This window comes from Nocardia sp. NPDC005978 (genome assembly GCF_040614455.1).
Taxonomy (GTDB): domain Bacteria; phylum Actinomycetota; class Actinomycetes; order Mycobacteriales; family Mycobacteriaceae; genus Nocardia.
This window is the reverse complement of record NZ_JBEXUS010000054.1, coordinates 14,925-34,834: the sequence shown is the minus strand read 5'-3', so window position 1 is coordinate 34,834 and position 19,910 is coordinate 14,925. Positions and strand designations below refer to the sequence as shown.

At 67.6% G+C, this 19,910-nt stretch carries 18 protein-coding genes; 10 read left to right on the top strand and 8 right to left on the bottom strand.

The genetic code is table 11. The features are described from left to right. The 3 genes from dnaJ to ABZ319_RS23540 all read left to right on the top strand — a co-directional run bounded on the left by dnaJ (position 1) and on the right by ABZ319_RS23540 (position 3,299). Positions 1–1,176, top strand: a complete 1,176-nt coding sequence (dnaJ, locus tag ABZ319_RS23550; RefSeq protein WP_354988618.1) for a molecular chaperone DnaJ — start codon at positions 1–3, stop codon at positions 1,174–1,176. Next, a complete protein-coding gene (locus tag ABZ319_RS23545) occupies positions 1,176–1,574 on the top strand; it encodes a helix-turn-helix transcriptional regulator (RefSeq protein WP_354988617.1) in 399 nt (132 codons plus the stop codon). Before dnaJ ends, ABZ319_RS23545 begins: the two co-directional genes overlap by 1 nt. A 552-nt stretch (positions 1,575–2,126) precedes the next feature. After that, positions 2,127–3,299, top strand: a complete 1,173-nt coding sequence (locus tag ABZ319_RS23540) for a globin domain-containing protein (protein WP_354988616.1) — start codon at positions 2,127–2,129, stop codon at positions 3,297–3,299. 117 nt (positions 3,300–3,416) lie between these two features. Here ABZ319_RS23540 and ABZ319_RS23535 read toward each other — a convergent pair whose 3' ends face one another. The 5 genes from ABZ319_RS23535 to ABZ319_RS23515 all read right to left on the bottom strand — a co-directional run bounded on the left by ABZ319_RS23535 (position 3,417) and on the right by ABZ319_RS23515 (position 8,115). Further along, positions 3,417–3,725, bottom strand: coding sequence for a hypothetical protein (locus ABZ319_RS23535; RefSeq protein ID WP_354988615.1), 309 nt, complete (start codon positions 3,723–3,725; stop codon positions 3,417–3,419). Between the two features lie 177 nt (positions 3,726–3,902). Further along, a complete protein-coding gene (locus ABZ319_RS23530; RefSeq protein WP_354988614.1) occupies positions 3,903–4,712 on the bottom strand; it encodes a hypothetical protein in 810 nt (269 codons plus the stop codon). Positions 4,713–4,981: 269 nt separating this feature from the next. Further along, positions 4,982–5,767, bottom strand: a complete 786-nt coding sequence (locus ABZ319_RS23525; RefSeq protein WP_354988613.1) for an FAD-binding oxidoreductase — start codon at positions 5,765–5,767, stop codon at positions 4,982–4,984. 75 nt (positions 5,768–5,842) lie between these two features. Beyond that, a complete protein-coding gene (locus ABZ319_RS23520; RefSeq protein ID WP_354988612.1) occupies positions 5,843–7,003 on the bottom strand; it encodes an FAD-binding oxidoreductase in 1,161 nt (386 codons plus the stop codon). A 134-nt stretch (positions 7,004–7,137) separates the two neighbouring features. Then, the gene (locus tag ABZ319_RS23515; RefSeq protein WP_354988611.1) at positions 7,138–8,115 is read right to left on the bottom strand and encodes an NADP-dependent oxidoreductase; all 978 of its coding nucleotides are present in this window, start codon (positions 8,113–8,115) and stop codon (positions 7,138–7,140) included. A gap of 246 nt (positions 8,116–8,361) precedes the next feature. Here ABZ319_RS23515 and clpB point away from each other — a divergent pair, with 246 nt between their 5' ends. From clpB to ABZ319_RS23480, 7 genes are all read left to right on the top strand, one after another. After that, positions 8,362–10,917: an ATP-dependent chaperone ClpB gene (gene clpB, locus ABZ319_RS23510; RefSeq protein ID WP_354988610.1), complete on the top strand. Its 2,556-nt coding sequence runs from the start codon at positions 8,362–8,364 to the stop codon at positions 10,915–10,917. Positions 10,918–11,003: 86 nt separating this feature from the next. Further along, a complete protein-coding gene (locus tag ABZ319_RS23505; RefSeq protein ID WP_354988609.1) occupies positions 11,004–11,867 on the top strand; it encodes a DUF5666 domain-containing protein in 864 nt (287 codons plus the stop codon). 107 nt (positions 11,868–11,974) lie between these two features. Then, a complete protein-coding gene (locus tag ABZ319_RS23500; RefSeq protein WP_354988634.1) occupies positions 11,975–13,039 on the top strand; it encodes a hypothetical protein in 1,065 nt (354 codons plus the stop codon). A 261-nt stretch (positions 13,040–13,300) separates the two neighbouring features. After that, entirely contained in the window at positions 13,301–14,113 is an 813-nt protein-coding gene (locus ABZ319_RS23495) for an SDR family NAD(P)-dependent oxidoreductase (RefSeq protein ID WP_354988608.1), read from the top strand. An 8-nt stretch (positions 14,114–14,121) separates the two neighbouring features. Continuing rightward, complete coding sequence (gene pyrE / locus ABZ319_RS23490) at positions 14,122–14,667, top strand: orotate phosphoribosyltransferase (protein ID WP_354988607.1); 546 nt, start codon at positions 14,122–14,124, stop codon at positions 14,665–14,667. A 109-nt stretch (positions 14,668–14,776) separates the two neighbouring features. Then, a complete protein-coding gene (locus ABZ319_RS23485) occupies positions 14,777–15,835 on the top strand; it encodes a beta-ketoacyl-ACP synthase 3 (RefSeq protein ID WP_354988606.1) in 1,059 nt (352 codons plus the stop codon). Beyond that, entirely contained in the window at positions 15,835–16,527 is a 693-nt protein-coding gene (locus ABZ319_RS23480; protein WP_354988605.1) for a lysoplasmalogenase, read from the top strand. Before ABZ319_RS23485 ends, ABZ319_RS23480 begins: the two co-directional genes overlap by 1 nt. A 169-nt stretch (positions 16,528–16,696) precedes the next feature. On the opposite strand, the gene ABZ319_RS23475 is transcribed toward ABZ319_RS23480, so the two are convergent. The 3 genes from ABZ319_RS23475 to ABZ319_RS23465 all read right to left on the bottom strand — a co-directional run bounded on the left by ABZ319_RS23475 (position 16,697) and on the right by ABZ319_RS23465 (position 19,649). Continuing rightward, positions 16,697–17,803 carry a phosphotransferase gene (locus tag ABZ319_RS23475; RefSeq protein WP_354988604.1) on the bottom strand — a complete coding sequence of 369 codons (1,107 nt, stop codon included), beginning with the start codon at positions 17,801–17,803 and terminating at the stop codon, positions 16,697–16,699. Positions 17,804–17,807: 4 nt separating this feature from the next. After that, the gene (locus ABZ319_RS23470; RefSeq protein WP_354988603.1) at positions 17,808–19,139 is read right to left on the bottom strand and encodes a cytosine permease; all 1,332 of its coding nucleotides are present in this window, start codon (positions 19,137–19,139) and stop codon (positions 17,808–17,810) included. Between the two features lie 63 nt (positions 19,140–19,202). Beyond that, entirely contained in the window at positions 19,203–19,649 is a 447-nt protein-coding gene (locus ABZ319_RS23465) for a hypothetical protein (RefSeq protein WP_354988602.1), read from the bottom strand. Positions 19,650–19,910 lie beyond the last annotated feature (261 nt).

Genomic DNA, 19,910 nt, shown 5'->3' with positions numbered 1-19,910 from the left:
GTGAATCGGGAGTGGCTCGAGAAGGACTTCTACAAGGAGCTGGGTATCGCCTCCGGCGCGACCCCCGAAGAGATCAAGAAGGCGTACCGCAAGCTCGCCCGTGACCTGCACCCGGACAAGAACCCGGGTGACGCGAAGGCCGAGGAGCGGTTCAAGACCGTCAGCGAGGCGCACGCCGTGCTGTCGGATCCGGATAAGCGCAAGGAGTACGACGAAGCGCGAAAGCTCTTCGCCAGCGGCGGTTTCGGCCGCGGCGGCTTCTCGCCCGGCGGTGGTTACAGCCAGGGCGGCGGCGGTTTCTCCGGCGACTTCAATCTCGGCGATATCTTCGGCGGGGCGCAGCCCGGTGGCGCCGACGGCGGACTGGGCGACATCCTCGGTGGTTTGTTCAACCGGGGCGGAACCCGCACCTCGTCCCGGCCGCGCCGCGGCAGCGACGTGGAAACCGAGACGACGCTGGGCTTCCGCGAGGCCGCCCAGGGCGTGACGGTGCCGCTGCGCATGACCAGCCCGGCCGCGTGCACCACCTGTCACGGCAGTGGCGCCAAGCCCGGCACCAGTCCGCGAGTGTGCCCGCACTGCAACGGAACCGGCGTGGTCAGCCGGAACCAGGGTGCGTTCGGGTTCAGCGAGCCGTGCGACGACTGCCGGGGCACCGGGTCGATCATCGACGATCCGTGCGTCGACTGCCGGGGCGCGGGCATCCAGAATCGGACCCGCACCATCACGGTGCGTATCCCCCCGGGTGTGCGCGACGGACAGCGGATTCGGCTGGCGGGCCAGGGCGAAGCGGGTCTGCGGGGCGCGCCCCCGGGGGATCTGTTCGTCACCGTGCACGTCAGCCAGGACAAGGTTTTCGGCCGCAATGGCGACGATCTGACCCTGGTGCTGCCGGTCAGCTACAGCGAACTGGTGCTGGGGACAACGGTTTCCGTGCCGACGCTGGAGGGCCGGGTCGGCGTCAAGGTGCCCCCGGGCACCGCCGACGGCCGCACCCTGCGCGTGCGCGGGCGCGGTGTGTCCAAGCGCGACGGCGGCGCCGGCGATCTGCTCGTCACCGTCAAGGTCGCGATACCGCAGAAGCTGGACGATGATGCCACCGAGGCGCTGCGGCGCTACGCGGAGGCGGAGAAGACCAGTGGCTTCGATCCGCGTGCTGGATGGGCAGGTGCGTAATGAGTCATGATCCGAAGAAGGCCACCGAGGCGCAGTACTTCCTGATCTCGGTGGCGGCGCAGCTGGCGGGCATGCACGCCCAGACGCTGCGCACCTATGACCGCCTGGGTCTGGTGTCGCCGCAACGCACTTCCGGCGGCGGCCGGCGCTACTCGGACCGGGATGTGCAGCTGCTGCGCGAGGTGCAGCGGCTGTCCCAGGACGAGGGCGTCAACCTGGCGGGCATCAAACGGATCATCGAGCTCACCAATCAGGTGGAAGAGCTACAGCAGCGGGTCGCCGAACTCGGTGCGGAGGTGGAGCGGTTGCGGGCGGGCTACCGGCCGGACCTGACTCCGCCGCAGCGCAGTACGGCCCTGGTGGTGTGGCAGCCCCGCCATCGACGGAATCTCCCGTAGCGGAGGTTCGGCAGCGACAGGCAGCGTCCCGGATTCCGGGGCGCTGCTTTTGTTTCGGGCGGGGGTGCCGGGTGGTGTTCGCACTGATGCGGTTTGTTGCAGGCAATGTGCTGAATTTGGTTGTGTGCGGCAAACAATGGTGTTGCGGGGGATGCGGGGTGGCGCCGGGGGTTTCGGAGTAATACATTTAGACCGGTCGGTTGGGAATTTGTGAATTTTGCTGGATTTGTCGTGAGCGACTTGGGGATTTCGGAACCGTCAGGGTTGCGGTGGGGTCGCTCGTTTTCTGAGTCTTGCAAAACGGATCACGCATGGTCGATGGGTGAAAACCCGTGTCGCACGGCGTTTCCTAGTTGATCAGTCTGTTTTCTGGGGAGATTGCTCGCCTTTGCCTGGTTTTCAGGGAATTGCAGGGGTGTGTTTGAAAGGTCCCGTTCCGTTGCTGGCAAACCTCGCCTACACTTGCTCACCAACGGCTGCTGTCGAGTGTCCCGCAGCACTGCACTCGCCGGATTCGCCTGTGTTCGAGTGCGAAATGGGGTTGTGACACAAATGGATTCGCGGACCGTCGCATTGATAAGAACGACGTTCAAGGCGGTTGCTGCGGAGGACGGCGGCCCCGAAAAACTCGCTCGATCTTTCTACGCCATCCTCTTCACCGATTACCCACAGGTGCGGGACTTCTTCCCCGCGGCCCTGGACGCCCAGCGCGACCGCCTCGTCAAGGCCATCGCCTACGTGGTGGACAGGCTGGAGGAGCCGGACAAGCTCCTGCCCTTCCTCGCGCAACTGGGCCGCGACCATCGCAAGTACGGCGTCGTCGCCGAACACTATGCGGCGGTGGCCAAATCGCTGAAGACCGCGATGCAGGCGTACGCGGGCACCGAGATGTGGACCGACGAGGTAGAACAGGCCTGGGATGCCGGGCTCGGCGTCATCGCCGACACCATGATCGGCGCCGCGGATTCCGAGAGCACCCCGCCGGTGTGGACCGGCACCGTGATCGAGCATCGCGAAGTGCTGCGCAATCTCTCCATCGTGCGCCTGCAACTGGACCAGCCCATGCAGTACGCGGCCGGCCAGTACATGAGCGTGCAGGTGCCCTCCCGCCCCCGGATGTGGCGCTATCTCTCACCCGCGATTCCCTCGAATCCCAGCGGCGAGATCGAGTTCCACATCCGCGGCGTCACCGGCGGCTGGGTGAGCCCCGCGATGGTCGGCCACACGAAGGTCGGCGAACGCTGGCTGATCGGCTCCCCCCTCGGCGGCCTCGGCGTCCCCCGCAACACCCGCCGCAAGATGCTGATGGTCGGCTGCGGCACCGGCATAGCTCCCCTACGTGCCCAGCTGATGGCCATGACCCAGCGCCGCTCGAACCCGAAGGTCGACATCTTCGTAGGCGGCCACTACCCCTGCGACCTCTACGACCTCGAGGTCCTGAGCCAACTGGCCCAGGCCAACAAGTGGCTGACGGTCCACCCCGTCACCGAAAGCGAAGAAAATCCCTGGTGGCACTTCGACACCTCGACGGAGGAGCCGAAGGAGTACCCCGGCCTGGAACCCCGCCGGGTGGGCCAGATAGGAAAGATAGTGGCAAGTTTCGGCGCCTGGGAAGATCGCGACGTCCAAATAGTAGGCGCCCCGTCGATGGTCCAAACAACGAAGTTCCGCCTGATGGCAGCCGGGATCTCGACGAAAAACATCCGCCACGATCCCCTGTTCTAACGCGGGTCCCCCAAAACCCCCGCGCCGCTGTCGTACGACTGGCAGCGGCGCGGGTTCACCAAATTTCCTCTGGGAACGGTCTCGACTTCCTGCATTCCAACTCTGTGGAGGTCCGCGCTACCGCCACCCGGCAAGTTCGGCTACAGCCCTTGCGGCAGAAGCGATTCCGTAGCGAGCCGCCCAGCACGACTCTCGGATCTCGTTGAGTTCCAGGGTCTGGCCGGACAGCTCGGCTTGCGCAGGGCTCGGATGCGCATGCACCGCAATCGCGTTCACCGCCAAAATCGCGGACTGCAGAACAAAGAAGTCGAAGTTCGATTCGTCCGCTTCGAGGGCGTCCGCTTCCTCCTGGAAGTCGTCGAGAACCCGGGCCAGTTCGTCCTCGTCGGATTCGGCGATGGCTGCTCTCCAGGCCAGCTCCAGCACGTGCGAGAAGTGCTCCTTATCTCGCGATGGACGGCCCGAAGTTCTTCGCCCCGCACGGCAGAGACGTGGATGAGGGCTTTCAGGCTCCGATCCTGCTCAGCTAGGCCGCAGTACCGCCACCTAGCAGCAGGAGTCGAGGCGCGGAGCGCAGATCCGATACCCTGTGCCATCGATCAGTCACCAGTCGCCACTGATCAGTCGGAGCCAACGGTCCTCGAGTGCCGCGTCTGGGATTACGGCCGCAAAGTCATGATCGACGACAGATAGCACCGCGTCCCGAGTGCTGCTGGCGCTGATCCCCGCGACCTGATTCAGCAGACGCATGAAGCCGATTGGTTTCAAGCTGGATTGACCACCATTATCTCGCAGATATCCGACCAGGTCACTGAATGTGATTTTGTTTTCAATCAGGGATCGTATAGATGCTTCAAATTCGATCTGACTTAGATGGGCCGACTCGTCCCGGAGATAGTCTTCGTCGGTTAGTGTGCGTTTCACTATGAGATACTTGTACTCGTCCTCGATAATGGCGAGTATGCTGTCGCCGGATGTCGATGCAACCGTCAGATCAGGGCCGCCGAATGCACGAGAAATTCTCGAAGGTAGATCTTGTCCGATGGAATCCGATACGAATATCCAACCACGTTCTCTAAATGCCGGGAGCGGTAGGCGCAGGAGAAATTTGTGCCCTGGGCTGCAAGTTTCAAAATCGTTCCATATCGAGTCCAGCTGATTCATGGCATTACGGTCGGAAATTTCGACTGTCGCGGTTGGCTTGATCTCGTATCCGGAGGTTTCGCGAATCATTCGCAATGAAGGCGCTTTGACGGGAGCTTCTCCGCAGATGCCGATACCAATCGATTGCAGCCTATCATGTAGATCCGTGTAAACGCTGTCTTGTTCAGTCACCATGACCTCCCGCAAAACCTTGATACGCGCTGAATCACCAATCTCCCCAGCCCGTGTAATGGAAGTGATGATCTCCATCGGGTTTATTAATGGCTTGATACCGAAAGAAGTCCTCCTTATAGAGGTCTCCCGATCCTGGTGACGCCTTGGTATTCTCCCATCCAAAGTTGACCATATCCTGCGGCTGGTCAGGTTTCGGCATGCCCGCGTGAAAGTGTGGAAGCGTCGGGCACGCGTACCAGAGCGTTCAGCTATGGATCGCTGCGCGTTTCGCGTGACCGCGGTGCGCGGTCTCGGCGATCAGGCTGTAGTACGAAGAAGCTTCGGGGACTTGGCGGACCGCGGGGTCAGAAAGCCTCGTAGCGGATGTTTTCCAGCGGAGTGCCGGTGTCGACCAGGATGTCGACCGTCGTCTCCACGGCCGTCGTTCCGCCGCAGACCAGGATCTGCTGGTGACTCAGGGGGGCGAAGCGGGAGACCGCCGCGGCCAGGGGGCCGGGGACCAGCTCCTCGGGGTGGAAGCCTATGTCCACGCGGCACTGGTCGTACCAGGGGTCGGGGTGAGCGGGGTCCGTGTCGGAGTCGACCACGGGAACTATTGTCAGCCAAGGGAGTTCGTTGCCGAGCAGGGCCAGCATGTCGGCGGCGTAGAGGTCGCGGGGGTAGCGGGCGCCGACGAACAGGTGGGTGCGGGGCGGGTGGGGGCGGCGGGTCAGGTCCAGGAGGAGGGCGCGCAGGGGAGCCAGGCCTACACCGTCGGCGACCAGGATCAGTTCCGCGGCGGCCTCGTGGACCGCGAGCCAGCCGGCGGGAGCGGTGATCCGCCACTCGTCGCCCGCGCGGGTGTCGGTCACCAGGGAACCGCTGCACCAGCCCCCGGGGACCGCACGGACATGGAACTCCAGCTTGCCGTCCAGGGACGGCGGAAGCGCGGAATACAGGCGGCGCACCATGTTCGGGTGCTGCGGGGTGCGGACCTCCACCGACTGGCCGGGGGCGAAGGGCACGAACTCGCCGATCAGGCGGACCACCGTCGTGTCCTCGCGCAGGCGGTGCACGCCGACCACGGTGGCGGTCCATTCGGTCACCGGGCCGAGGGGGATCTCACCGGTCTGGTCGGGGTCGAGGGTCACCGCACACTCCTGATCGTTCCACTACCGAACTGGTAAACAGCTGTCCTGCAAGGGCATTCGCCCGCAGTGACCGGACTACACCGGATCGGTGCTGATATTGCGCTCCGGCGTGCCGACCGCCATCAGCGCCCGTCTGGTGTCGGCGATCATGCGCGCCGACCCGGCGATCTGAATCTGCCGGTCCTCCCAGGCGCCGAAACTCGCCACCACCGCGCCCAGGTTACCGATCAGCCGCCGATGCATGCCGAACGGCGGATCCGCGGGCGCGTGGGGATGCCACCACGGGTTGGTTTCGTTCTCGCACACCGGAATAACGGTCAACCACGGGTTGCTCTGCGAGAGCTGCCAGAGGTTCTCCACATCGTAGAGGTCGCAGGGATAGCGCCCGCCCATGAACAGGTGCACGCGCGGATTGATGCCGCGCCTGCCCATCTCGATCAACTGCGCCCGGATCGGCGCGATGCCGGTGCCGGAACTGATCATCAGCACATCGCGGCGGCTGCGCAGATCCACGTGCAGCCCGCCCAGTGGCGCCGCGATCATCCAGCGATCGCCCACCTCGGTCTCGTTGACGATGGCGGGACTCACCCAGCCGGTGCGCACCTTGCGCACGTGGAACTCGATCTCCCCGTACGGGTTGGTCGGAATGGCCGGTGACAAGTATCGCCACATCTTGGGCCGCTGCGGAATGGCGATCGGCACGTACTGGCCCGCCTGATACGGGATCGGGGTGTCCGACTGCAGCCGCACGATGGCCAGGTCGTCCACCACCCGGCGGTGCCCGACCACGGTGGCCTCCCAATAGGGCTGGGACTTATCGGAATTGGCGCCGATCGCCATGGACGCCGAGATCAGGATGGTGATGTCCTGCCACCCCTGCTCCAGCTCGCGGCTCCAATACCCGGTGCCGTTGTAGCTGCGGAACGCCGCCAGCAGCGCCCGGCCCGCCATGTCGTAGTGGGCGGCCTCCACACCGTACTTGCGGTGGTCGCGCGCGAGTTGCTCCAGGAAGCGCTGTGCCCGGTCCCAGTCCTCGAGATTGTCCAGCACGAACTGGATGGCCGTCATCAGCCGCTTGGGCTGCATGTCCATGGCGGAAGGAAAGAGTTCCCGCAAGCCGGGAATCTCTGCGAAGAGGTGACCGTAGAACGCGCTGATCAGCCGTTCGGGCCCGTGCGGTGCCTCTACGACTGTCCGGAAGTTTGCGCGGACCAGCGCTGCCGAACGCGCATCCACGACGTCGAACATTCCTTTCGTGTGCTGTACCCCGGACGCACCCGGTTCCAGGGCGCCCTCCGCGTCAAGTATCCCTGAAAAAACGGTGGTCGCACGGATATAGCCGGAGCAGGCCAATTTGTGTAACCCGAGGTTCAGATGACGAGCACCGTCTTACCACGCGCACCGGAGGCGCCGATAACATCGGGTGCTCCCTCCAGCGGCGGGGTGGCGTCGATCGGCACCACCAGATCGCCGTTGCCCACGTCCCGCAGCAGCTCCCGCAATTCCGGTGCGCCACCGGAGGATTCGAAATCCCCGCCGCGAATGCCGCGCCCCTTCAGATCGGCGCCCCCGGCGGACCCGACGGTGGTGTAGGCCGCGCCGCCGTCCCGCACCAGCGCCGCGTTCGCGCCGAATCCGGCCGGATCGCTCACCAGATCGAAGAGCACGTCGACCCCGCCGGGTGTGCTCATTCGCACGGAATCGGCGACCGACAGCGGGCTCGATTGCTCCCGGGTGGGCGAATCGCCGACCGGGATCCGCCCGTAGTCGACCACCTCGGCCGCGCCCAGGCGAATCATCCGATCGGTGTCGTCGGGCCGGGCGGTGGCGATGACGTGCGCGCCCGCCAGCGCGGCCAATTGCACCAGGTAGGACCCCACCCCGCCGGACGCGCCGACCACCAGCACCCGCTGCCCGGCGGCGAGCTGCGCGGCGTGCACCAGATCCAGGGCGGTGATCCCCGCGGTCGGCAGGGCCGCGGCCTGGATGGAGGTCACCGAATCGGGCACCTTGGCGATGATCGAGGTGGCCGGGACCACGATGTACTCGGCGAAGGTCCCGTGCCCCACCGGCGGAATCAGGAACTTGCCGACCACCCGGTCGCCGACGCCGAAGTCCTCGATGCCCGCGCCCACCGAGGAGATGACCCCCGCGCCGTCCACGCCGGGGATCATCGGGAACTCGTGCGGCAGCTTGCCGTCCAGGAAACCGTCGATGAGGCGCTTGTCGAACGGGTTGACCCCGGCGGCGTCGAGCTGGATCTGCAGGGTCCCGGGCCCGGCCTCGGGGGTCGGCATCTCGGTGACCTCGGCCCTGCCGCCGAACTCACGAACCACGATCGCGCGCATTGCTGCTCCATTCGTTCGGGGTGTATTCCGAGCCGAGCATGGGACGAGCGGGTGATGCGTCGACGAACGGCCTCATCGTAGGCCGATATGCCCCGTGTGCACCGTGATTCGGGCCAATCGGCCCGCCGCGCGGCGAGTAGCGTGAGGGGGCAGTGCGGCGGGGCCTGAAAATATTGAACTTGAGCGGAACAGACTCAACTTCTACTGCGTTGAAACCGGCAAAGCAATCAGTAGGAAAGGGGACTTGTGGACTCGTTCAATCCCACCACCAAGACTCAGGCGGCCCTGACCGCCGCCCTGGGGGCGGCCTCGGCGGCCGGCAATCCGGAGATCCGGCCCGCGCACCTGCTCGTGGCGCTGCTGGATCAGACCGATGGCATCGCCGCGCCGCTGCTCAAGGCCGTGGGCGTCGACCCCGCGACGGTGCGGGGCGAGGCACAGGACATCGTCGACCGTTTGCCCCGGGCCTCCGGCGCGACCACCACCCCGAATCTGGGGCGCGAGGCGCTCGCCGCGGTCACCGCCTCCCAGCGGCTGGCCACCGAGATGGGAGACGAATACGTCTCCACCGAACACCTCATGGTCGGCCTGGCCGCCGGTGACTCGGACGTCTCGCAGCTGCTGCTGAAGTACGGCGCGACCGCGGACACCCTGCGCGAGGCGTTCACCGCCGTGCGGGGCAACGCCCGCGTCACCACCGCCGATCCCGAGGGCAGCTACCAGGCGCTGGAGAAGTACTCCACCGACCTGACCGCCCAGGCGCGCGAGGGCAAACTCGACCCGGTCATCGGGCGCGACAACGAGATTCGGCGCGTGGTGCAGGTCCTGTCGCGGCGCACCAAGAACAACCCGGTGCTCATCGGCGAACCCGGCGTCGGCAAGACCGCCATCGTGGAGGGCCTGGCCCAGCGCATCATCGCCGGGGACGTGCCCGAATCGCTGCGCGGCAAGAAGCTGGTGTCGCTGGATCTGGGCGCGATGGTCGCGGGCGCGAAGTACCGCGGCGAGTTCGAGGAGCGGTTGAAGGCGGTGCTGGAGGAGATCAAATCCAGTGCGGGCCAAGTCATCACGTTCATCGACGAGCTGCACACGATCGTCGGCGCGGGCGCGACCGGCGAATCCGCCATGGACGCCGGCAACATGATCAAGCCGATGCTCGCGCGCGGGGAACTGCGCCTGGTCGGCGCGACCACCCTCGACGAATACCGCCAGCACATCGAGAAGGATCCGGCCCTCGAACGCCGGTTCCAGCAGGTGCTGGTCGGCGAGCCGTCGGTGGCCGACACCGTCGGCATCCTGCGCGGGCTCAACGAGCGGTACGAGGTGCACCACGGCGTGCGCATCACCGACTCGGCGCTGGTCGCCGCCGCGACGCTCTCGGATCGGTACATCACCTCGCGCTTCCTGCCGGACAAGGCCATCGACCTGGTCGACGAGGCCGCCTCCCGGCTGCGCATGGAGATCGATTCGCGCCCGGTGGAGATCGACGAGGTCGAACGCGCGGTGCGCCGGCTGGAGATCGAGGAGGTCGCCCTCGCCAAGGAGACCGACGAGGCGTCCAAGGCCCGGCTCGAGAAGCTGCGTTCCGAACTCGCCGACGACCGCGAGGTCCTGAACCAGCTCATGACCCGCTGGCAGAACGAGAAGCAGGCCATCGATTCGGTGCGCGTGCTCAAGGAGCAGTTGGAGACCCTGCGCGGGGAATCCGAGCGCGCCGAGCGCGACGGTGATCTGGGCACGGCCGCCGAACTCCGCTACGGGCGAATTCCCGCGCTGGAGAAGGAACTCGACGCGGCCGAGGCCAAAGCCGGTGTCGCCGCCGACGGTGAGGTCATGCTCAAGGAGGAGGTCGGGCCGGACGACATCGCCGAGGTGGTCTCGGCGTGGACCGGTATTCCGGTCGGCCGCATGCTCGAGGGCGAGACGCAGAAGCTGCTCCGCATGGAGGAGGAGCTCGAGCGGCGCGTCATCGGTCAGCGCGAACCCGTGCGGGCGGTGTCCGACGCGGTGCGCCGGGCGCGCGCCGGGGTCGCCGATCCGAACCGGCCCACCGGCTCGTTCCTGTTCGTCGGCCCGACCGGCGTCGGCAAGACCGAGCTCGCGAAAGCCTTGGCGGACTTCCTGTTCGACGACGAACGCGCCATGGTGCGCATCGACATGAGCGAGTACTCCGAGAAGCACTCGGTGGCCCGGCTCGTCGGCGCGCCCCCCGGCTACGTCGGCTACGACCAGGGCGGTCAGCTGACCGAGGCGGTGCGCAGGCGGCCGTACACCGTGGTGCTCTTCGACGAGATCGAGAAGGCGCATCCCGATGTGTTCGACATCCTGCTGCAGGTGCTGGACGAAGGGCGGCTCACCGACAGTCAGGGCCGCACGGTCGACTTCCGCAACACCATCCTGATTCTCACCTCGAATCTGGGCGCGGGCGGTTCGCAGGAGATGGTCATGAACGCGATTCGCGCCGCGTTCAAACCGGAATTCCTGAACCGGCTCGACGATGTCGTGATGTTCCATCCGCTGGACGAGGAACAGCTCGAGGGCATCGTCGACATCCAGCTGGAGCAGTTGCAGAAGCGGCTGGCCCAGCGTCGCCTGAACCTGGACGTGTCCGATTCGGCCCGTTTCTGGCTGGCCGTGCGCGGTTACGATCCGGCCTACGGCGCGCGCCCGCTGCGCAGGCTCATCCAGCAGTCCATCGGCGACACCCTCGCCAAGGAGCTGCTGGCCGGCGAGGTCAAGGACGGTGACACGGTCAAGGTGAACGTGAGTTCGGACGGCGATCACCTCATCGTGGGCAGGTAATCGCGGATCTCGGCCGGGCGGTGCAAGAGCACACCGCTCGGTCGAGTTCGCGGCTGCGGAGAGCTCGGCAGCCTAGGCTGGAGGTCATGACGAATCCGAGCGATCCGTGGGCGCGGCGGCCCGACGTGAGCCCGGGGGAGGGACCGACCGAGAAGATGGCGCCCGCCCCGGGGCAGGTCGGGCACACTTCCGATCCCGCGGACGCGTACGGGCCGACCGAGTATTTCGGAGTGCCGCCGGGTCCGGAGGCCACCCGCGTGATCCCGCCGCACGACGCGGGCTGGGGCGGGTACGAACAAGGTGCGGGGTACGAACCGACGGCCGCCTACCAGGCCGGAGCCGGGTACGCGCCGACGAGCACCTACGACACCGCGGGCGGCTACGTCCCGCAACCGCCGCCGAACTACCCGGGCGGCCCGGGCGCGCCGGGCGGTTATCCGCCCGCCGGATTCCCGCGCCCGCCCGCCCCCGAGCCGCCGCGCAGAACCGGGCTGTGGATCGGGCTCGGACTGGCCGCCCTCGCGGGCATCGCGGTCATCGGCGTGGCGGTGGGAGTGCTCCTGGCCAACCGGAACACGCCCGAGTCGCCCACCGCCGCCGGAACCACCGCGGCCCCCACCTTCGTTTTCCCCAGCAAGCCGAACACCTCGTCGCAACCGCTGCCCAGCGGCGTGCCGCAGATCCCCGGCCTGGGCGACATCGATTCGCTCGGTGCGAATATGGGCACCATCGCCGCCAATGACGGCACCACCCTCACCATGACTACGCTGGCCGGCACTACGGTGACCGTGCACACCGACGAAGAGACACAGGTGATTTCGCTCGGCAGCACGAAGGTGGCGGATCTGCCGGTGGGTGAGATGGTCATGGTGCAGGGCGACAAGGGCGCCGACGGCTCGATCCAGGCCACGATCATCATCAGCACCTCCCTCCCCGGCGGGCCACGGTGAGCAGGTCCATTTCGGTTGTTTTCGAAGCTCGCAGCGCAGGGCGAAAATGGCAGAGCGTACCGGGCAATCTCCCGCCCGGCTGGATAGGGTAGGCGGCGATGACGGCTATATGGTTCGGGTTGGCGGCGATCGCGCTGGTGGGTGCGATCGTGCTGCTCTATTTCGATCGGCTGCAACGGCAGCGGACCGGTCACGTGCGCCAGGTCTGGGCGAAAACCCAGGGGTACACCTATGTTTCGGTGGAACCCTCGCTGGCCTCCACCTGGCGGCGCGGCGCGCTGGCCAAACTCGGCTACCTGTCCGCGGTGGACGTGGTCTCCGGCAATCGCAAGGGCGAGAAGTTCGTGCTCTTCGATCTGGAGGACGCCGCCACGCTGGTCGCGGTGCGCCGGCAGATCGGCTCGGACATCGACATCGACCTGCGCGTGAAGACCGCGCCCCCGCCCAAGGATCACGATCTCGAACTGCTCGGCGCGATCGGGGACCGCGTGGTGTTCGCCACCAACCCCGACATCGCCCGGCACGCGGTGGATCAGCGCATGGTGGCGTTCATCGAATCGCTGCCCGACTCCGTGCAACAGCTGTGGAGCGAGGGCAATTGGACCCTGGGCATGCTGCCGGTCGGGTCGGTCGCCAAGGATTGGGAGACCGCCATCGACGCGGTGCTGCGGCTCTCGGGCCTGCTGCACGTGCTGCCGCCGGTCATCAATTCCGAGCGCGGTCGCGACGAACTGCCCGAGCCCGGCAATTCGCGCCCGCTGCCCGAGGACGACGACTACGACGGCTATGACGCCGACGGCGACTACGAGCCCGAGCGCACCCGCCCGGCCCGCGAGGCGAGCCCGCTGGTCGGCGACATCGCCGGGGGCGAGAACGAGGCCGAGGAAGCCGAATCCTGGCGTCCCGCACTGAAAGTGGTGCCGGATCCGCGCAATCGCCCGCGCCGCAACTGGCCGCCGGCCGCCGAGGATGCCGCCGCGGGCCGGCTCGACGACGACGAGTTCGACGACCGCCGCCCGGACGAGGACGACGACGATTGGCAGGGCAGCGCGGACCGGCGCGAACCGGCCGAACCCGAGGAGGGCTGGCGCCGCGACCAGGGCCGCAGCGCCCCGCCCGGCGGTCCCTTCCACCCGGGCTTCCGCCCGTATCAGGGTCCCGCGCCGCGGTGACCGATCCCGCTCGCATCGATGCTGCCGTCGTGACTCGTCACGGCGGCAGCGGTGTTTTCGCGGCCGGGCGCGCCGCCGGGTTCTCGCCCGGTCACGACGGTGTTTTCGCGCCCAGCCCCGCCCGCGACACACCGGGGAGATCGGGGTTCGGCCATTTGCGCGTGTACTGCCCGCGCCCGAGCGCGGCAGGCACCACAATGGTGGCGCACCACCGGTCATCGCCGACCGTGTCCGCCGAGATGTACCGATGATGGGCGATCGATGACCGACAGTTCTCCCGTTTCGCGCCTGCCCGGCGCTCATCGGCCGGTGGCCCTGGTCACCGGGCCGACCTCCGGAATCGGCAAGGCGTACGCCACCCGGCTCGCTTCGCTCGGCTACGACCTGGTGCTGGTGGCGCGGGACGAGCAGCGGCTGGCGGCGCTGGCCCACGAGGTGGAGGTGCGCTTCGGGGCCCGCGCACAGGTGCTGCCCGCCGATCTGGCCCGCGCGCAGGATCGGGACAGGGTGGCGGCGCGGCTGGCCGAAGGCGTCGAATTCCTGGTCAACAACGCGGGTTTCGGGTTCTCCGAGGAGTTCTGGACGCTGTCCCCCGAAGCCCTGCAGTCCCAGCTCGATGTGAACGTCACCGCCGTCGTGCAGCTGACCCGCGCGGCCGTTCCGCCCATGCTGCACGCGGCGAACGGCACGGTGGTGAATGTGGCCAGTATCGCCGGGCTGATACCCGGGAGGGGTTCGACCTACTCGGCCTCCAAGGCGTACGTCGTATCCTTCTCGCAAGGGCTGGCGGGCGGGCTGGCCGGGACCGGCGTCCGGGTGCAGGCATTGTGCCCGGGTCTGGTCCACACCGAATTCCACGAGCGAGCCGGGTTACAGACGCGTTCGCTGCCGCGAGCACTGTGGCTCGACGTGGACGAGGTGGTAGCCGGCTCGTTGCGTGATCTGGAGAAAGCCCGGGTGCTCAGCGTGCCCGGAGCGCAGTACAAAACGATTGCTGCGGTTGCCGGACTGATCCCGAGGTCCCTGGTGACCCGCCTGAATCGGGGCCTGTTCAACGCACGCGGAAGGACATAGACACAGCAATGCAGGTAACGACGACCGACCGGGACAGACTGGCCGAACTCGTGCGCGCCCTCGCGGTGGTGCACGGCAAGGTCACCCTGTCCTCGGGCAAGGAAGCCGACTACTACGTGGACCTGCGCCGGGCCACACTGCATCACGAGGCGGCGCCGCTGATCGGCAAACTGCTGCGTGAACTGGTCGCGGACTGGGATTTCGAATCGGTCGGCGGACTCACCATGGGCGCGGACCCGGTGGCGGCGGCGGTGCTGCACGCGCCCGGCCGGCCCATCAACGCGTTCGTGGTGCGCAAGGCGGCCAAGGCGCACGGCATGCAGCGCCAGATCGAGGGCCCGGACGTCGTCGGTAAGCGGGTGCTTGTGGTGGAAGACACCACGACCACCGGCAACTCCCCGGTCACCGCCGTGCGCGCGCTGCGCGAGGCGGGCGCGATCGTGGTGGGCGTGGCTACCGTGGTGGATCGGGAAACCGGTGCTGACCAGGTGATCGCGGCCGAGGGGCTGGAGTATCGGTCCATTCTGGACCTGAAAGACCTTGCGCTGGGGTAAACAAGATCTTGCTCTGGGCTGAACCGGTGCTCTGGGTTAGCCTGGGTACTGGTCTTCTGTCCGACAACGTGGTCGAACAATGTGTTGCGAAGGGTCGTGTGAGTCACCAGTGGTGAGCATTGCAATCAACAAGGGCAATCAGAATGTTGCGATGCTCGGCATCGGTGCCTATCGACCCACCCGCATTGTCAGCAACGACGAAGTGTGCGAGAAGCTCGATTCCACCGACGAGTGGATCTACGAACGCAGCGGCATCCGCAATCGCCGTTGGGTGAGCGGCGAGGAGTCGCTGCGTTCGATGGCGGTCGCCGCGGGTGAGCGCGCCATCAAGAACAGCGGCATCGATCGCTCCAAGATCGGCGCGCTGATCCTGGCCACCTCGACCTGGCCCGAGATCACCCCGCACGGCGGCCCGACGGTCGCCTCGGATCTGGGCATCAACGGCATTCCGGCCTTCGACCTGGTCTCGGGCTGCGGCGGTTTCGGCTACGGCCTGGGCGTCGCCTCGGATCTGGTGCGCGCCGGTTCCGCCGAATACGTGCTACTCATCGGTGCCGAGACCATGTCGTTCTCGCTCGACCCCGAGGACCGCGGCACCGCCTTCATCTTCGGTGACGGCGCGGGCGCGGTCATCGTGGGCCCGAGCGAGGAGAACGGCATCTCCCCGACGGTCTGGGGCAGTGACGGCGAGAACGCCTCGGCCATCGGCCAGAACTACAACATCCTCGAAATGATGGATCGCGCAGAGGAATTCCAGCACAAGGATCCCGCGACCGATCCGGTCGGCCGCATGCTGCTGCGCATGGAGGGCCCGCGCGTCTTCCGCTGGGCCGCGGTCACGCTGCCGCGCGCGCTGTCCTCCGCGGTCGAGGCGGCCGGGGTGTCCAAGGACGACATCGAGGTCTTCGTCCCGCACCAGGCCAACGCCCGCATCAACGAGCTCATGCGCAAGAACCTCGGCCTGCCCGACGATCTGCCCATGGCCAACGACATCGAGAACACCGGCAACACCTCGGCGGCCTCGATCCCGCTGGCCATCGAGGAAATGCTGGTCACCGGCAAGGCCAAGGGCGGTCAGCTCGCGCTGCTGCTCGGTTTCGGCGCGGGCCTGACCTACGCCGGCCAGGTCGCGGTGCTGCCCCCGGCCCCGGCCGAGCCCTCCTTCTGATGCCCAGGCCCTTCCGCGCCGCCTTCGTCGGCGCGGCCGCGGTGACGGTGTTCGGCGCCGTCACCGGCCGGGACAAGCTGCAGTGGATCGCCAAGCCGCTGCTCATGCCGCTGCTGGCGGCGGACGTGGCGACCAACGACGACGGGCTGCCCGCCGTCGAGCGCACGGTGCTGCTCGGCGCGCTGGCCGCCGCGACCGTGGGCGACGTCCTGCTCATCGAACCCGACGACGACCGCCGATTGATCGCGGGCGCTTCGTCTTTCGCCGTCATGCAGACCGGGTACTCGTGGCTGTGGTGGCGGCACGGTGCGCGGCCCAAGGCGGCCATCGCCGGGCAGCGCCTGGGCGCGTGGCTCGGCGCGGCCGCGCTCATGCGGGCCAAGGCCCCGGCCGTGGCGATTCCGCTCACCGCCTACGGTGCGACGCTGGGAACGGCGGCGACCCTGGCGTCGGATCCGGATCTGGCACCCGGCGCGAAAAATGTTGCGGGCCTGAATATTCCGGGCGCGCACCCGCGCACCCGCCTGGGCGTCGGCGCGCTGCTGTTCACCGTCTCCGACGGCCTGATCGTGCTGCGCAAGATCTTCGCCCGCACCCCGCGCTCGCGCCGGGTGACCGAGGGTGTCATCCTCGGCACCTACGCCACGGCGCAATATCTGCTGGCCGACCCCCGCGCCCACGTGCGCGGGTAGTGAGTCGAAACCCCCGGGACGGCAAGAGCTTCCGAGCGGGGTGACGCGGTCCAAGTGCCTGTGCCCGATCGGACGGACAGGCGCGAACAGTCCCGCGGCAGCGGACGCCGTCGGGCGTCGAGGCAGGTCGCGTCCATCGAGTCGGCCACGGCTCATATCGAGCGGTGCGTCAGGGCAGGTGGTGGAGCAGGGTCCTGCCCTCGTCGCCCGACCACCAGGCGGTGTGGCCGAGAAAGTAGTGGGTGTAGGCGATTTCGGCGTTCTCGGGGTTGCCGCCGGGTACGACGCCGAGGAAGTAGTCGATCTCGGAGAGCTCGTATTCGGCGTGCACCAGGGGGACCAGGTCGCGCAGGGCGTACATCTCGTAGCCGGTCAGGGTGCGCACGCTCGTGTAGCCGTCGAGCAGGGCTCGCACCTGATCGGGGCGGGGCCGGGCCGGGCCGCCCGTGCGCAGGGAGATCCAGTCGACGGCGCAGCGCTCGATCGCCACCGCCAGGTCGTGGACGGCGGTCGTGCGGTCGCAGAGGCCGAAATCCAGTACGGTGGAAGGCTTCTCGTGTTCCCAGAGCAGGTTGGTGCCGTGCCAGTCGTTGTGCGTCCACAGCGGGGAGAGATGTTCGAGGACGGTGCGCAGGCGATGGTGGAAGGGCAGGTGCAGGCGCTCCACATCGGCGCGCCAGTCCCGGGCGGCGAGGAAATCGGCCAGGGCCGGGTGGTCGGCCGCGTAGCGCTCCATCGCCGTCATCGGGTCGGCCGCGGAGAAGATGGTGAAGCTCGCCAGTAGCGGGCGCGGCGGTCGCGCGGGGGCGTCGTATCCCCGTGCGGCCAGGTGCAATTCGGCCAGCGCGCGACCGGCCGCGGTGGCCTGTTCGAGCGAGAGATACGGGGTCCAGGAGAAGGTTCCGCAGTACAGGTCCGCGCCGGCGCCGAGTTCCTGTACCTCATAGGTGAATTCACCGTGCTCGCGGGTGAGCGCGATACGCGGAACGGGGATTCCCCGCGCGCGCAGGTGGTTCATGAAGCCGTGTTCCTCGGCGAGCGCGGTCGCGTCGCGCAGGGCCCGGGGCAGGCGTTTGACTATGAGTGGGCGGCCGTCGGCGGTCCGGACCCGAGCGGTCGCGGACAACGGCCGGGGACTGTGCCATTCGAGCGCCGCGCCGGGCGCCAGGTCGATGTCGGGGGACAGGACCGCCGCGACTTCGAGGGAGGTCAGCGGCGGCCAGTCGGGGGCGACCAGCGGATCCGAGCCCATGCCGAAGACGCGGTCGTCCGTCATCGAGTCAGGCCCTTCGTCGTTCCAGCGCCACGAGGATTCCGGTCACCGCCGCCGCCGACAGGAACGCGAACGCGGAGGCCGAGGTCCACCATGTGGCGTGAATGCCGGTGGCGTCCTGCACCCTGGTCCAGAAGCCGACCCACCAGCTGATCGAACCCGGGTTGATGAGCTGGTACACCACGAAGCCGATCACCCACGGCAGCAGCATGAGCGGGCGGGCGGGCGCGTGCTGGGTGAGGTCCCAGGTGTGGCGGCCGCGGCCGAAGAAGTAGTCGACGATCAGCACCGCGCTGAGCGGGACGAAGACCGAGCCGATCAGGTACAGGAAGTTCGCGTAGCCGCTGAAATCGCGCACCGGCAGCGCCAGCAGCGTGACCAGGACGCCGACGCCCAGGGCGAGAACGCGGCGGTCCACCTTGGGCAGCAGGTTCTGGATGGACATGGCGGTGGAGTACACGTTGGCGAAGGACTGATCGGTCTCGCGCAGCACCAGCACCGCGAAGAAGGCCCAGCCCGCCGCCACCCCGAGCAGGGTGTCGAAGATCTTGGACGGATCGCCGCCCGCCTGCAGGATGGCGAGAATGCCGAGCAGGTAGCACCAGAACTGCGCCACCGAATAGCCGATGACGGTGGCGGCGCCCGCGGTGCGGGCGGTGCGCGAGTGCCGGGTGTAGTCCGCGGCCAGCGGGACGAAGGACACCGAGACCGCCAGGGTGGTGTCCACGGCGGGGAAGAATCCGCTCCAGCTGGATCCGGTGACCTCCGGAATCGGTTGCCGCAGTAGCTGAACGGTGAAGTAGATCAGGGCGATGCCCACCGCGACCGAGACGTACTTGCGCAGGATGTGCAGCACCCGCAGCGGCCAGATGGCCATGACGGTGGAGAGCGCACCGGCCGCGAAGATCACCAGGGCGTGCGGCACCTTGTCGTCGGTGAGTGCGGCGATGCCCAGCGCGATGACGGTGAGTTCGTAGACGCCCCAGCCGACGCACTGCACGATGTTGGCCACCGTGGGGACGTAGGACAGCCTGGTCCCGAACAGTCCGCGCAACACCGCCATGGCCGGCGCACCGGTCCGGGTGCCCACCATGCCGGTGCCGGCGACCATGGCGATGCCGGCCACGGTGCCGAGCAGGGTGGCCAGCAAAGCCCCCGCGATCGGCAACGGCGGATGGCCGGTGGGGAACAGCACGTAGGCCGCGCCGCTGAAACCGATCAGGCTGACGCCGAGATTCAGCCAGAAGGCCGCCTGGTCGCTGAAGCTCAGCGTGCGCGGCGGCTCGGTGTCGAGCAGCAGCGGCGCTTCCTGGCGGTCGGGCGGTGTAGCGGTACTCATGGGTCGTGATGCTACGGGGCATTGCGGGCAAAACGGTCAGCTAGCTCCCGACATACCGGGCCGTCAGAGGCAGAGCATTATGCGGTCGCGATTGCGGGGATCCACGCGGATCGACAGGGTGCCGCCCACCGCGATCAGCGGGCGAACCATCGGCTCCACGTCGAACACGATGCGCCCCCGGTAGGTCTCCGAACCCGGCACCACCAACTCCAGGTCGATCTGGGTCAGCTCGGTGCAGTGGTCGGTGCGGCGCAGCGGATGCACCGCCTCGATGTTGGCCCAGCCTTCGAGTCCGTGCCGCAGCAGTTTGCGATCCTCGCGAGAAGGGCGCTGCGCCAGCAACATCGCCACGCCGAGGAAACAGCCGAACAATCCGACCAGGGCGACGACCTGCAACGCCACCGTGCCGGGCGGGGTGCGGGGCAGCAGCCACGCGAGCCAGACGGCGAGGGTGATCAGGTACAGGGCGGTCACGCCGAGCACGGTGCGTATGACGCGCGCGTGGTCCATGGGAACCTCCACCACGGCTGCTGGAACTCCAGGATAGTCCCGGTGTTCGCCGCCGGTGCCGGATCGGGCCGCCGCGCGCCGGAGTGCGGCGCGGTCGTTATCTACGACAGAGTGCCGTAGTGCCACAGGGGAATTGGCGCTGCCTGTGTCGGTGGACCCGGCTCGGGACCGTACCGGGTCGGCCGCCGTTCGGTGCTCGGGTCCGGCTCGTAGCGGCACGCGGAAATCAGGCTCGCGAATGACGGGTGGGAGTCGCGCCGT